General features: G+C 60.2%; 11 protein-coding genes. 8 read left to right on the top strand and 3 right to left on the bottom strand.

The annotated features are described in order from the left end of the window. Positions 1–42: 42 nt before the first annotated feature. Positions 43–2109 (bottom strand): methyl-accepting chemotaxis protein, encoded by a 2067-nt coding sequence (locus tag CHR90_RS00265; protein WP_094406546.1) that lies wholly within the window; start codon positions 2107–2109, stop codon positions 43–45. Continuing rightward, positions 2109–3140: a LacI family DNA-binding transcriptional regulator gene (locus CHR90_RS00260; RefSeq protein ID WP_094406544.1), complete on the bottom strand. Its 1032-nt coding sequence runs from the start codon at positions 3138–3140 to the stop codon at positions 2109–2111. Before CHR90_RS00260 ends, CHR90_RS00265 begins: the two co-directional genes overlap by 1 nt. Positions 3141–3408: 268 nt before the next feature. On the opposite strand from CHR90_RS00260, the gene CHR90_RS00255 reads away from it, so the two are divergent. The 7 genes from CHR90_RS00255 to CHR90_RS00225 all read left to right on the top strand — a co-directional run bounded on the left by CHR90_RS00255 (position 3409) and on the right by CHR90_RS00225 (position 11859). Further along, positions 3409–5283, top strand: a complete 1875-nt coding sequence (locus CHR90_RS00255; protein WP_170941230.1) for a thiamine pyrophosphate-binding protein — start codon at positions 3409–3411, stop codon at positions 5281–5283. A 170-nt stretch (positions 5284–5453) separates the two neighbouring features. Further along, the gene (locus CHR90_RS00250; RefSeq protein WP_094406540.1) at positions 5454–6617 is read left to right on the top strand and encodes a substrate-binding domain-containing protein; all 1164 of its coding nucleotides are present in this window, start codon (positions 5454–5456) and stop codon (positions 6615–6617) included. A gap of 71 nt (positions 6618–6688) precedes the next feature. Further along, positions 6689–8194 carry a sugar ABC transporter ATP-binding protein gene (locus tag CHR90_RS00245; RefSeq protein WP_094406538.1) on the top strand — a complete coding sequence of 502 codons (1506 nt, stop codon included), beginning with the start codon at positions 6689–6691 and terminating at the stop codon, positions 8192–8194. Beyond that, positions 8191–9123, top strand: coding sequence for an ABC transporter permease (locus CHR90_RS00240; protein ID WP_094406536.1), 933 nt, complete (start codon positions 8191–8193; stop codon positions 9121–9123). Before CHR90_RS00245 ends, CHR90_RS00240 begins: the two co-directional genes overlap by 4 nt. Continuing rightward, a complete protein-coding gene (locus CHR90_RS00235) occupies positions 9120–10088 on the top strand; it encodes an ABC transporter permease (RefSeq protein ID WP_094406534.1) in 969 nt (322 codons plus the stop codon). Before CHR90_RS00240 ends, CHR90_RS00235 begins: the two co-directional genes overlap by 4 nt. Before the next feature lie 27 nt (positions 10089–10115). Further along, positions 10116–11414, top strand: a complete 1299-nt coding sequence (gene hisD, locus CHR90_RS00230; RefSeq protein WP_094406532.1) for a histidinol dehydrogenase — start codon at positions 10116–10118, stop codon at positions 11412–11414. 241 nt (positions 11415–11655) lie between these two features. Beyond that, positions 11656–11859 carry a c-type cytochrome gene (locus tag CHR90_RS00225; protein WP_094406530.1) on the top strand — a complete coding sequence of 68 codons (204 nt, stop codon included), beginning with the start codon at positions 11656–11658 and terminating at the stop codon, positions 11857–11859. Positions 11860–11876: 17 nt separating this feature from the next. On the opposite strand, the gene CHR90_RS00220 is transcribed toward CHR90_RS00225, so the two are convergent. Further along, entirely contained in the window at positions 11877–13040 is a 1164-nt protein-coding gene (locus CHR90_RS00220) for a mandelate racemase/muconate lactonizing enzyme family protein (RefSeq protein ID WP_094406528.1), read from the bottom strand. Positions 13041–13287: 247 nt separating this feature from the next. Between CHR90_RS00220 and CHR90_RS00215 the strand changes: the two genes are divergently transcribed. After that, positions 13288–13860 carry a hypothetical protein gene (locus CHR90_RS00215; protein ID WP_094406526.1) on the top strand — a complete coding sequence of 191 codons (573 nt, stop codon included), beginning with the start codon at positions 13288–13290 and terminating at the stop codon, positions 13858–13860. The last annotated feature ends 300 nt before the right edge of the window (positions 13861–14160 follow it).

Raw genomic sequence — 14160 nt, 5'->3', positions numbered from 1 at the left:
GGCTTGCCGTCAGATGGGACGCAAGCCCCCTTTCTTTTGCGCTTAGGCCGCTCCGCGCTCCAGATGGGCCATAAAGCCCGCCACGGTTTCCGCCAAAATGCGGGCGTGGGCGGAGAGGGTATCGGCGTGCTGGCGGGCGTTCTCGGCGGCTTGGCCGCTGGCGGCAGACGCGAGGCTGACCGTTGCGATGCTATTCGAAACGTCTTGGGCACCCCGGGCGGCATGATCGATGTTGCGGGCGATTTCCTGTGTTGCGGCAAGCTGCTGCTCCATGCCGCGCCCCATCGTTTGGGCGATCCCCTCCAACTCCGCGATCACCTCGCCGACGCCGTGGGTTGAGCCGGTAACGCTTGCCGTGGCGGCTTCGACATTGGCGATCAGCGCGGCAATCTCGCCGGTCGCCTGTGCCGTTTGCGTGGCGAGCAGCTTGACCTCGCCCGCGACGACGGCGAACCCGCGTCCGGCCTCGCCTGCCCGGGCGGCCTCGATGGTCGCGTTCAGGGCCAAGAGATTGGTGCGCCGGGCAATATCGGCAATCAAGGTCACGATGCCTTGGATTTGCCCGGAGGCGGACACTAACCCTGTGACCGTGCGTTCCGTTGCGGTGACGTCGCTGACAGCGGTTGCGGCGTTGCGGGCGGCCTCGCGGGCTTGCCGGGCCATCTCGGTGATCGACGCGGTGAGTTGCTCGGTTGCGGCGGCCACGCTTTCGACATTGACGGCGGCCTCTTCCGCGCCAGCCGAAACGCTCAGCGCTTGGGTGGAGGCGACCGCCGCTGAACTGTGCAAGGTTTCCGCCATTGCCCGCATTTGATCGGCGGCGGTGGCGACCTCGGTCACAATGCCGCCGATTTGGTTTTGGAAATGCTGGGCGAGACGGCGCAACTCCTCCCGCCGTTGGGCTTCGGCGGTCTGCCGTACCTGCTCTTGGTCTTCGCGCAGCCGGTTCATCGTTTCGGTATTGTCCCGGAACACCAACACCGCCCGCGCCATATGGCCGAGATCGTCGCGCCGCTCCAGCGCGGGGATTGCCTGGCTCAAGTGGCCTTCCGCTAACCGCGTCATGGCGCGGGTCAGGCCACGCAAGGGGCCACTGATGCTGCGCGCGAGGGCGACGGCGGCGATAAGCCCGAGCGCGACGGCGGCAATCGCAAGGCCCAAGGTCAGGCGTTCGGCGAGGGTGAAAAGCAGCGCGGTTTCGGTGTTGAGGGTATCGCCGATCTGCGCTTGCAAGGTTCGGGCGATTTGGCTGGAGAGCAGCAATTCCTGCAAGCTTGCACTCATGGCACCATCGGTCAGGCGATGGGCCGTGAGGGTTAAGTCGAGCGCTTCGTTCAGTTGTGCGCCATATTCGGTTTGCAGAATCCCAATATCGCGCAGACGCTTCTGGTCGTCGGCGTCGGTGAGGGTCGGTTGGCGGGCAAGGCGCGTGAGCGCATCGGTGATATCGTCCCGACCGTCGCGCAAGCGGTTGGCAATGGCAGTATCAGGCGCTTCAAAGAACAAGAAAAGATCGGTGCGGGTTTGATCGAAAGCCGCGCGCGCTTGATCGAGGCTCCGGCGCACATCGATGTCGGGCGTGTCGCGTGCCAGTTTAACGAGCAGGGCAAGGCTTTGATCCACCATGCCTAAAAGCTGCGGCCGCGCCAGACTATTGAGCGTGAGGCGTAGTTTTTCGAGTTCTTCGACATGCCCGGCATAGGCGGCGAGATAGGTGCGAATATCAGTAATATTGCGCTGAAGTTCCGGGCTTTGCGCGCGGGTTTCGACGGCAGCGATGATCTGCGTTAGGGCGGCGAGGGTCTCTTTGAGCCCATCGAGGGCGGCGGTTCGCCCGGTTTCGGCAAATTCGCCGGCGAGCGGGCCGAGGGCGAGGCTCTTGCGCTCGATCCCGTCGAACAGGGCCATAATCTGCGCGCCCTCAATCGAGCGCTGCACCCCGTCCAGCGACGTGCGCGCGCCCAAGACGGCGAAACCGCTGATGAGCCCTAGTAGAATGAGGAGGCTACCGAAGCCCAGCGCGATGCGCGCTTTGAGGCTGACAGCGTAATCAATACGCCGCAGGGCGGTGCGGAGCCCGTGCGAGCGGGCGGATTTTCGAGCATCCATTATGACATCCTCCGGGGGCGTGGGGGGGCCGTCGTGGCGCGCATGACTAGATGGGCCGGTAGGATCTCTCGCCGGGCCGGGTGCTGGTTGCGCTTTTCAATACGATCGATCAGGCAGCGCACGGAAACGCGCGCCATTTCCTGAATAGGTTGGCGGATGGTGGTCAGTTGCACAGCGTGCCAGCCCGCCAGCGGAATATCGTCGAAACCGACCAACGATAAATCGCCCGGAACGTTAATCCGGTGCTTATGGGCTGCTTCGAGCGCGCCGATAGCGATGACATCGTTCCCGCAGATAATGCCGGTCGGCGGTTCGGGCCGCTGCATCAGGGTCAGCAGGCCGGAATAGCCGCTTTCATGGGAATAACTGCCCCAAAGGGTCAATTCCGGTGCAACCGGCGCATCGATGGATGCGAGAAACCGCCTGCTGCCCGAAAATCGGTCGCGGCTGGTTGAGGTATTCTGCGGCCCCATGAGAAAGCCGATCCGGCGATGGCCGAGCGCATAAAGGTGCCGGGCGGCTTCTTCGCCCGCGATGGCATTATCGATTTCAATGACATCGACGCCAGGATGATGGGAGTTCCGCACGGCTAGAACGAACGGCATGCCGTCGGCCTGGAGGCGATCGACAATTGGCGAGCCGATGCTGGCGGTCGTCAGGATGACCCCATCGAGCTTTTCTTGCACCAGCGCCGTGAGCCGATCGTTCGGGTCTTCCAAGGAATCGACAATAAGAACGACGTTGTAGCCTGCGGCGGCGCATTCATCGTGCATGTATTCGAGCAGATAGGTGGAGAAGGAGTTCTTCAGCCCAGCCACCACGAGCCCGATCACGCCTTGTCGCCGCCTTGGGCCTGCGGCGGGTTTTGTTCGGGGCTCGTAGCCCATCTCGGCGGCAAGGGCTGTGATCCGTTCCCGCGTTTGCACGGAAAGGCGCGGGTTGCCCGCCAGCGCGCGCGATGCGGTGGCGGTCGAAACACCGGCCTGCGCCGCTAAACTCTCCAAGGTTACGAGTTTGGTAGTTTTGCCCATGCGGTGCGCTCCCGGTCGGCTGCTGATGATTGAGTTGTGCAAATTTTGCACTATCTCTAACCAACTTGATCGTTTCGTCAAGTCTATCGCGCCTTTAACCTATTCTTGCGCCAGATTAGGGGGCGTTACAAGAGCCCCTGACGGGTTTGCGGTGTTCATGTCATGAATATTGCAGAAAATGAATGTGCAATTTGCACAAACTTTTAACCGGGCTGCCCAAAATGGAAAAGCCCTGGTTGGATCTGAAAAAAATCAGGTGGAGGAAACGATGAAGCTTACCGTCGGTCAGATGATCGTTCAGACGCTCAAGGCCTATGGCGTGCCCTATGTGGCGGGGTTGCCGGGGCATGGCAATTGGAGCTTGCTCGATGCCTTTGCCGATCCGAAGGATGGCATGCCCTTCGTTCAGGTGATGCACGAACAGAGCGCGGCCCATATTGCCGACGCGCATTTCCGCGTGACGGGGCAGCCCATTGCCGCCTGTACCTCCATTGGTCCAGGGGCGATGAATGCCGTCATGGGCCTCGCTACCGCCTATGCCGACTCAACCTCGTTTCTACTCATTACCGGCAGCGCCGCGACGCATATGCGCGGCCATGGCGTAATGCAGGAGTTGGATCGGTTCCGCTCGCCGGATTTTCCTGCCGTTGCCGGACCGGTGACGAAGCGTAGCTTCGATGTGATCCGCCCAGACGAAGTGCCGTTTGTGATGCACCGCGCCTTCAATGCCATGCTGTCGGGCCGCCCTGGCCCCGTGCATATGGAGCTGCCGCTGGACGTGCAGGTCATGTCCGACGATATCGAAATTCAAGACCTGGCTCGTCGCCTGCCCGTGGGCAAACCGCGCGCCTCGCAAGAGAGCATCACGCAAGCGGCCGCCCTGCTGCTGACGGCCGAGCGCCCGTGCATCGTCGTGGGCGGCGGTGCGATTTCCAGCGATGCCGCGCCAGAAGTGACCCGCCTCGCCGAGCTTTTGAATATTCCGGTGGTCTTTACCTGGAACGGTAAGGGCGCGATTGCTGAAGATAACCGCCTCTGCGCGGGCACTGCCGGGTGGCCGGGCTCGACGCCGGGCAACAAGATCGCCGCCGCCGCCGATGTGGTGCTGTCGGTCGGGTGTAAATTCACCGATTGGTCGTCCTCATCTTACCGCAAAGGCGCAACCTTCTCCTTCCCGCCGGGCAAGCTCATTCAACTCGATATCGATCCCCATGAAATCGGGAAGAATTACCCGGCTGCGGTTGGGATCGTCGCCGACTGCAAATCGGCGCTGCAAGATTTGCTCGCCGAGATTTCAGCCGATCATGCAAAAGCCGCCCGCGCCCGCCGCGATAATTATATTCTGAATTTGGATCGTTCTAAGGCCGACTGGGAAAGGCTCCTGGCGCGTCGCCGCGAGTTCGATGGGTCGCCGATGAGCATGCTCCGCGTGCTGGCCGAACTGCGCAAAGTGCTGCCCCGCAACGGTATCGTCACGGTGGGCTCAGGCCATCCGCAAAGCTCCACCAAGCAGGCGTTTCCGGTGTATGAGCCGCGTACGCACATCACCTCGGGCACTTATTCCTCGATGGGCTTCGCCGTTCCTGCCGCGATTGGGGCGAAACTGGCGAAACCCGAAGCGCCCGTGGTCTGCATTATCGGCGACGGCGACTTTATGATGTCGATGCAAGAACTTGCCGTCTGCGTGATGTATAATATCCCGGTCGTTTTCCTCATTCTCAATAATCGCGGCTATATTTCGATCCGTGATGGGCAGAATGGCTTGATCGGTCGGCAAATCGGCTCCGAGTTCAACCATCACACCAAGAATGGCGAACCCTATTCGGTCGATTTCGTCGGCTTTGCCAAATCCTGCGGCGTGGACGTTGCTCTGCGCGTCGATGAGCCGGGCGATCTTGCTGGGGCGCTCACGCGGGCGCTGGCCTGCGGTGGCCCGGCCCTGGTGGAAGCCTCGATCACCCGCGATAATTCCATTGCGGCGGCGGAAGTCGTCGGCTGGTGGGATTTCCCGGTGTTGCAGACGGCCCCCGCTGGAGTGGTCGATGCCTATGCGCACGGTCTGTCGGAAGAACAGCACCGCCGCCCCTGGGTAGAGTTGGACGAAAGCCGGGCGAATGCCCCATCGGTTCCGGTCGTAGGGTAACGCCACGACCAACGCACCGGGGCCATCCCTTGGGGTTAGACTCCCCTCTTCCTCCCTAAACTGCCCCGATGCGTTCTTTTTACATGCCTTAAGCGGCCCTGGCCGCAGCCCCCACTGCGGGCAAACGCTCCCCCTTTGCCCAGTTCAAAGAAACTCTGGAGGAAACCCACATGGCAAAAATCGTAACAACGCGCCGCGCTCGTCTGGCATCGGCTCTTATGGTCACCGCTCTCGCGGGCACGGCCTTTCTCGCCTCTGCCCCCGTGCGCGCCGAATATGATGGCGTGCCGCGCACGTTTTTGTGGAACCCCGGCCTGAACGATCTGGTCGATACCAGCAAATTCAAAAAGAAGCCGCCCTATAAGATCGGCTTCTCCAATGCCTCCCAGGGCGATTTGTGGCTGGTAACCTTCATGCACGGCGTGCAGTTCGAGGTTGCCAAGAACAAAGACAAAATCAGCACATTCATCATGACCGATGCGAATGGCGATGCGACCAAACAGGTCTCCGACATTCAAGATTTGCTGAATCAGGATATCGATTTGCTGCTGGTCAACCCCGCTACGGCGGACGCACTCGATCCGATCCTGGGCCGGGCGATGCGCAAGGGCATTCCGGTTGTTTCGGCGGCCCGGCGCGTGAAGACGGATGATAATTTCGTCTCCTTCGTCACCGCCTCCGACACCGCTCTTGCCCGCATGAGTGCGCAATGGATGGTGGAGAAGCTCGGCGGGAAGGGGAATATCGTTCTGCTTCCGGGCCTTGCGGGCGCGAGCCCGGCGGAACTGCGTCTGTCGGCCGCCAAGGAAGTTTTCGCCCAAGCGCCGGGGATTAAAATTCTCGATACACAGTACACGGGCTGGAGCCCCGCCAATGGCAAGAAGATCATGTCGGCGATAATCCAGCGCTACGGCAAGGATATTCAGGGCGTTTGGGCCGATAGCGGCTTGCAAGGCTCGGGCTCGGTCGAAGCCTTCCTGGGTGCGGGCTTCAAATCCAATGAAATTCCGCCGCACACGGGTGGGGACTTGAACCGTATGTACCAGCTCGCCCAGGAGCATAAATTTCCCTTCATCGGTATCGATTACACTCCGTCGATGGGGATTGCCGCCGTCGATGTCGCCCTCAGCGTGCTCGAAGGGAAACCCGTGCCGAAGCGGGTTGATGTGAACTTCCAAATCGTGCTGCCGAAGGGCCAGGACACGAAATCGATCAAGGCCGATGTGTCGCTGGAAGAATATGTGCGCATGGATGCGCCCGGCGATCTCATCATGGGGCATGGCATGGGCCCTACCTATGATCCGAAGACCTTTAAGGCCGACCTGCCGCGCTAATTTTGCGCCTGTGACGTCCGGGCGCATCGGGCGCCCGGACGATCCCGCCCTGGTTTTGGGGGAGATATCCCATGATCGAGCTTCAGGGTATTTGTAAAAGCTTTCCGGGGGTGAAATCCCTCGATCAGGTCAATTTTTCGGCCCGTGCGGGCGAAATTCACGCGCTGCTCGGCGAGAATGGCGCTGGAAAATCGACGCTGATTAAAGTGCTGGCCGGGGCCTATACACCTGACAGCGGCATGATCACTTTCGCCAGCGTGCCGCGCGTTTGGGCCTCGCCCCGCCAAGCGCAGCAGGCCGGTATTCACGTTATCTATCAGGAATTGGTGCTGTTTCCCGACCTTAGCGTCGCGGAGAATATTTTCATTGGTCACGCGCCGCGCACGCGCTGGGGGTTGATCGACCGCAAGGCGATGATCCGCAAAACCGAATCGGCGCTCGCCCAACTCGGCCACCGGCTCGATCCGCGCGCACGGGTGGGTGATTTATCGGTCGCCGATCAGCAGATGGTCGAAATCGCCAAAGCCCTTAACCACGACGTAAAGCTGTTGGTTCTCGACGAGCCGACCGCCGTGATCTCCGGCAAGGAAGTGGTGGCCCTGTTCGAGCGCCTGCGCCGCCTGCGCGACCGGGGGGTATGCATTATCTATATCTCCCATCGGCTCGAAGAGATTTTCGCCCTGGCCGACCGGATTACTATTCTTAAAGACGGTAAGAATGTGCGCGCCGGGTCGGTTAAGGAGTTTGACCGCGCGTCCCTGGTCACGGCGATGGTGGGCCGCCCCCTGGCCGACCTCTATCCGCCGCGCCCGCCTGCGCTGCCGGCGGCTCCGGTCGTGCTGGCCGTGTGCGATCTTCAGGCTCTGCCGCGCGTCAAAAGGGTTGATCTGGAGGTGCGTGCTGGGGAAATCCTTGGGCTTGCGGGCATGGTCGGGTCGGGGCGCACGGAGGTTGCCCACGCGATTTTCGGCAGCCAGCCCCGTCAGAAGGGCTCGGTAACGCTGGCGGGTCAAGATGTGCCGCCCGCGTCTCCGGCCGAGTCCATTCGCCGGGGGATCGGTTTTATGACCGAGGACCGCAAGGGCGAAGGCCTGCTCGCCCAATTGCCCGTTTACGCAAATATGACCGCGCCGGACCTGGCGCGCTATACCCGCCTGGGGTTTCTTCAGCGCCCGCGCGAAGTGGCGCTGGCAACCCGCGATATTCAGCGGTTTCGCATTGCTGTGCCCGGTCCAACCTCCGGCGTTTGGCACCTCTCGGGCGGCAATCAGCAAAAGATTCTTCTGAGCCGCTGGATGGCGATTCGCCCGAAGCTGCTGATTCTCGACGAACCCACGCGCGGCGTTGATGTTGGCGCCAAGGCGGAAATCTATCGGCTCATTCGCGCCCTCGCGGCGGAGGGGGTTGCCGTTCTGATGATTAGTTCCGAGTTGCCAGAAATCATCGGCCTTTGCGACCGCGTGTTGGTGATGAAAGAGGGCCGGGTGATGGGCGCGCTTGCCGCCGAAACCCTCTCGGAAGAAGCCATCATGACCCTCGCCACTGCCGATGCCCCGGCGCGAGGAGAAGCCGCATGACCGCGCGCATCTCTCTGCAAAGCCTCGTGGTTCCGCTGCTGCTGCTGATCGCGCTCGTGGTCGGGGCCGTGGTGAACGAGCGGTTTCTAACCTTGGGAAACCTGCGGAATTTCACCGAACAATTGGCCGCCTTGGGGTTCGCCAGCCTCGGCCAAGCCTTTGTGATCTTGGGCGGCGGAATTGATCTGTCGGTCGGGGCGATTGCCAGTTTGGCTGCCGTGCTGCTGGCAGGAATACACGGCGGAAACGAGGCGCTGTTCGTGCCCGCGCTGCTGCTCGTGCTCGCGGGCGGGGCGGTCGTGGGGGCCTTGAACGGGTGGCTCACCGTGTGGCTGCGCGTTCATCCGCTGATCGTAACCCTCGGCATGGCTTCGGTGCTCTCGGGTATCACCTTGCTCTACGCTCCGCAGCCGCGCGGCTCGGTGCCGTTTTGGTTCGAGGAGTTTGCTTTTGGCACGCTTGCTGGGTTTCCCTTAAGCGGCCTGCTGCTCGGCGCGCTGTTCCTCGTCACCGCCTTGGTGTTAACGCGCACCCCGTTCGGACGCCGGGTCTATGCCATTGGGGGTAATGCCGAAGCGGCGCGCCTCACGGGGCTGTCGGTTAAGCCGACAATTATTGCGACTTACGCGCTCTCCGGTTTTTTTGCCGCGCTGGCCGGGGCCTATTACGTCAGCCGCACAGGGGTGGGCGATCCCCATGCGGGGGACGCGCTCACTTTGGCTTCGCTGACGCCGGTTATCGTCGGCGGGATTCTGCTCGGCGGTGGGCGCGGCAGTGTGGGCGGCGTGTTCCTCGGCGTGTTGCTGATCTCGCTGCTCAATAATCTACTGAACTACATGAACCTCTCCACCTTCGTGCAATGGGTTGCGCAGGGGCTGGTAATTATCGCCGCTGTCAGCTTCCAGCGGCAAAAGGGGAGGGCGCTATGAGCGGCCTTGCGGTTCCCGAGGGCGCGCGCGCCCGATTGATCGGCCTGCGGCTCGAGCGGTTTGCCCTTGGTGGCGCTGTTGTTGGGTTAACGATCCTCGCGGCAATTCTCTCGCCCGCCTTTCTGACGGCGGGCAATATTCGCGATATTCTTACCCAAGCAGCACCACTGGGGATGGTCGTTCTTGCCCAAGCCCTGATTATGCTGGTGCGCGGCATTGATTTGTCGGTGGCTTCGGTGATGGCTTCGGCGGCGGTGCTGGCGACCGCCTTCACTACTACAAATGATGCCGATATTCCGATGATCTTTGTCGCGGTTCTGCTCGGCGGGGCCGTCATCGGCGGGATCAACGGCTGGCTGGTCACGCGGCGGAACGTGTCGCCGTTTCTGGCAACCCTGGCCATGATGATTCTGCTGCAAGGGGTGCGCTTTGCCTACACGCAAGGCGCGCCCTCGGGCCTGCTTCCCAGCGGGTTTCGCTGGCTCGGGACCGGGCAGATTAGCGGCGTTCCCGTCAATCTTACCGTCTTGATCCTGCTTGCGCTCGGGTTGGGCGTGATGCTGCGGTTCACGGTTCTGGGGCGGTCCATTTACATTATCGGCGGCAATCCGCGCGCCGCCGAACTGGTCGGCCTTTCGGCCCAGCGGATCACGCTGCTTTGTTACTGCCTCGGCTCGATGCTGGCGGGGATCGCGGGGTTGTTCCTCGTCGGCTTCGTCGGCACGGTCGATAATTGGGTCGGGCGCGGCTACGAGCTTGATTCGATTGTCGCGGCCGTCATTGGTGGCGTGTCCCTCGCTGGGGGTTCCGGCTCCGTTATGGGCGCGCTCTTGGGCGTTTTGATCCTCGTTTTGCTCTCGAACCTCGTCGTAATCCTAGGGCTGCCGGTCGAGTTTCAGCTCATCCTTAAGGGCGTCATCATCATTCTTGCGACCGGCCTTTATGCGCGCCGGACGCGGATTTAACCCCAATTCGCACTACAGGAGCTTCCTATGATCGAAGTGTTGAAAGCCGGTCGCTCGGCTGAACTGAAAGCCGCCGATGGGCGCGCCGTGCGCGATACCGTTGCCGGTATTCTGGAAGATGTCGAGGCGCGCGGCGATGCGGCCCTGCGCGAGCTTTCCGAAAAATTCGATAAATGGTCCCCGCCCAGCTTCCGCTTGAGCGAGCAGGAGATTGAAGCCTGCCTCGCTAAGCTTACGGGCCGCGAAATCGCCGATATTTGCTTTGCGCAAGAGCAGGTGCGCCGCTTTGCCGAAGCCCAAAAAGCCGCCCTGCGCGATGTGGAAGTGGAAACCCTGCCGGGCGTCACCCTCGGGCACCGCAATTTGCCGGTGGAAAGCGTCGGCTGCTATGTGCCGGGCGGAAAATATCCGCTAGTCGCCTCGGCCCATATGGGCGTGGTGACGGCGAAGGTGGCGGGCGTGAAACGCGTTATTACGATGTCGCCGCCGTTTGACGGTGCGCCGAACCCGGCCGTCATCGCGGCCATGCATTTGGGCGGGGCTGACGAAATCTACAGCCTCGGCGGGATTCAAGCGATTGCGGCGATGGGCATCGGCAGCCAAACCATTACGCCGGTTGCCATGATCGTTGGGCCAGGCAATGCCTTTGTTGCCGAAGCCAAGCGCCAATTATTCGGGCGGGTCGGGATCGATCTGATCGCGGGGCCGACCGAAACGCTGATTATCGCCGACGAAAGCTGCGACGCCGAAATGGCGGCAACCGATCTGCTGGGTCAGGCGGAGCATGGGTTTAACTCGCCCGCTATCCTGCTCACCACCTCGCGCGCATTGGCGGAAGCGGTTCCAGCGGAAATCGCTCGCCAGTTGGAAACCCTGGAAACGGCGGCGATTGCGGGTAAATCCTGGCAAGACTATGGCCAGATCATCCTTTGCTCCACCGACGATGAAATGATCCAGGTCGCCAATGATCTCGCCTTTGAGCATGTCCAGGTTCTCACCAAGAACCCCGATTATTTCCTCACCCATATGCAGAATTATGGGGCGTTGTTCTTAGGCGCGGAAACCAACGTCTCCTACGGCGACAAGGTGATCGGCACCAACCACACGCTGCCCACGGGCAAGGCTGCCCGCTATACGGGCGGGCTTTGGGTTGGGAAATTCATCAAAACCTGCACCTATCAGCGGGTTACGCCCGAGGCTTCGGCCCGTGTGGGGGCCTATTGTTCCCGTCTGTGCGCGCTCGAAGGCTTTGCCGGGCATAAGGCCCAAGCCGATCTGCGGGTGCGCCGCTACGGACGGGCTCCGGCGGACGCGCGCGACACCTGACCGGGCCTGACGACGCGAGAGTAGACGTCGCGAGGCTGCTGTGCCGACTTGCATCTCGGCCACCCTTGCGCGGGATGAAATTGGTTTGTCGACATCACCCAGGCCCGAACTCGAATTACGGCTTGGGTGATCGATAGTAATCATCGGCCTTCTCTCGCTCATTTCCGCCCCTCCCAATGACCTGTTCCCTGCAGATGTACCCGCTTTGAGGTAGAGTCCGCCCCATCACGGAGACGGGCTTATGAAGCGCAGCAGCCTGCACGCGCTGCGCCCCGATATTCTGCTTCAGGCGATTTTGCACGGCCGCCCCGCCCCCCAACTCGCGCGCCTGCTAGTGGAGAGGGCGACGAAGATCACAGCGATGCCCGCGTTCCGCGACACCCTCAGCCTGAGCCAAATCGCCGACTTAACCTACTACCTGCGTGCCCGTTTCGCCCCCGATTGACCGGCGTGGAGCAGGCCTTAGAACTTCGGCTTTTCGGCAAACCAGCCGGGGCGTTCGGGGTCGAGATAAGCCCCAATCACCCTGCTTGTGCGGAACCGCTCCAGCTTTTCAATATCCGGCGTTACCCCCAACCCTGGCCCGGTCGGAACGGACAGTGCCCCATCGGTAATCACGAACGGTTCCTGAATAATATCCTCAGAATGGTAATAATATTCGGTGTCGATGGAGAGGCTCATGTTCGGAATGGACGCGGCCAAGTGCAAATACGCCGCTTGCGACAGTCCCAATTCGCCGCCCGAATGCAGCGTAACCGGAATACCTTGGGCTTCCGCCAGGGCTGCCGATTTCACGCACTGCCAAAGCCCCCCCGCCTCGTGCGGATCGAGCAAGATAACGTCCGCCGCGCCCGCTTGAATAATTGTCCCCACCTCTTCCAATGTATAGGCGGTTTCATCGAGCCCGACCGGCACCGATTGGCATTTTCGCAAATCGGCATGCCCGACGAGATCTTGCAAGATTAGCGGCTGTTCGATGTACTGAAGATCATAGGGTGCGAGTTTTGCCAGCAGTCTTTTCGCTGTCCCGGGGGTCCATGCGCCGTTCACATCGGCACGCAACAGAATATCCGGCCCCAGAACCGCCCGTATCGCGGCAACAATCGCTACATCTTGCGCTTCAGAATAACCGATTTTCACTTTGAAATTGCGATAACCCGCGTCAAGAAAGGCATGCGCCGAGTGGGTAAGCGCGGCGATATCGGTACCGAACAAATAGGCCGTCATAGGGATTTTGGGGCGGTAAAGGCCGCCCCAGAACGCGTGCAACGGCAGACTTGCGTGTTTGCCGAGCGCGTCCCACATCGCCATTTCCACAGCTGCAGCGGCCATAACGGCGGCGCGCTGGTGATGGTAATAACCCGCGCCCATGATATGGCGATGGTAGCGCTCCACGTCCGACACGGCATAACCGACCGCGAGCGGTGCTGCGACTTCCGCCACCACCGTGGGCACGAAATCCAGCAAAGCGATCGTCTCACCGTAACCCTTGACGCCGCCCGCCGTTGTAACCTCCACAACAACGCGCGTACTCCCGGCGCGGCGGCCAGATCCCCAGAGAATCGGGGCGGAAAAGGGCACGTGGATAAGCCAATGGCGTACATTAGTAATCGTGAGTGGGTTCATGGCTATATCTCTTCTAAAACTGGTGAGGTTACATCGGTTAAATTAGATGTAAATAGTGAACAGTTTCAGGGCGTAAAGCAGGCGGTCGAAGCGATTGACGACGACGAATAATGTCAAGTTTGTTATGGCTTGGAGCTTGCATCTCCGTCATGAGGTTCTGAGCGTTTTTTCAGTGGAGCAGCGCAGTAGTTCAAACCGTGAGGCTTAGGATATCCTAAGCGTGAGACAAGTTTAGAGGGAGATTGCCGTGTCTGAACTCGATGTGATTGATATCTCTGCGACTGCGGAAGAAAAACACCTCCTGAAGGAGCTCGCCGAAAACCCGTGGACGAGATGCTATGGTTACTTACCTAGAGCATTTCCTAAAGACGATCGCCTTACCCTAACCATGGGAGAATTTTATGTTGAGCTTGATGGGACAGGAACCTATTTTAGGCACTTAGCTGATGATGAACCAGATATTGAATACGAGCGTTTTACAATCTACAAGTCGGACGAAGGTCCGATTGAAAAATGGCTCAAGCCTATCGAACCGTATATTTTAAATAATGCGGAGCAGCTCGAGAAATTTTATAAAGCGAGGAAAACGGTTCATCTTGGCGCAACGTGGGACGGCTTTTTTCAACGAAGCACTTTCGATACCATCAAGCATACAATGTCTGATGGAGCGTTGTTCATAAACGAATTTGGCTTCTGTTTGATAGCTATGACTGGCCGAACTGGCCTGGACGTATCTATAAGCTTTTCCGATACGACGAATATTGAAATAGAAAAATTCTACAGTAAAAATAAGGATTTTAATTCGTTCGAGAAAATATAAACGGAGAGATTATTTTAGGTTCCAGACCTGTGAAATCTGACGTGATGGCGTAACCGCGTCCCGTGGCAGCGTAACTGTTCAATGATATAGTCTTTAAGCCATGTTGGGGGGCTGACGGATTCACGTCGAAGTGCGACATGGGCTCGCTGGATCATAGGGTGTCGCCAGAACGGTCGCTACCTCCTTGAGGAATGCTTCCTCAGGGGTCTGATACCCGAGGCATTTTCGGGGTGTTTGATTGGCCTGGGTTGCGAGCCGGACACCTCGAAAAACCCCTCGCGTCGGGGTTGGTGACGTGAT

This window comes from Elstera cyanobacteriorum, from assembly GCF_002251735.1.
Taxonomy (GTDB): Bacteria; Pseudomonadota; Alphaproteobacteria; order Elsterales; family Elsteraceae; genus Elstera; species Elstera cyanobacteriorum.
This window is presented reverse-complemented; position numbering and strand designations above follow the sequence as displayed.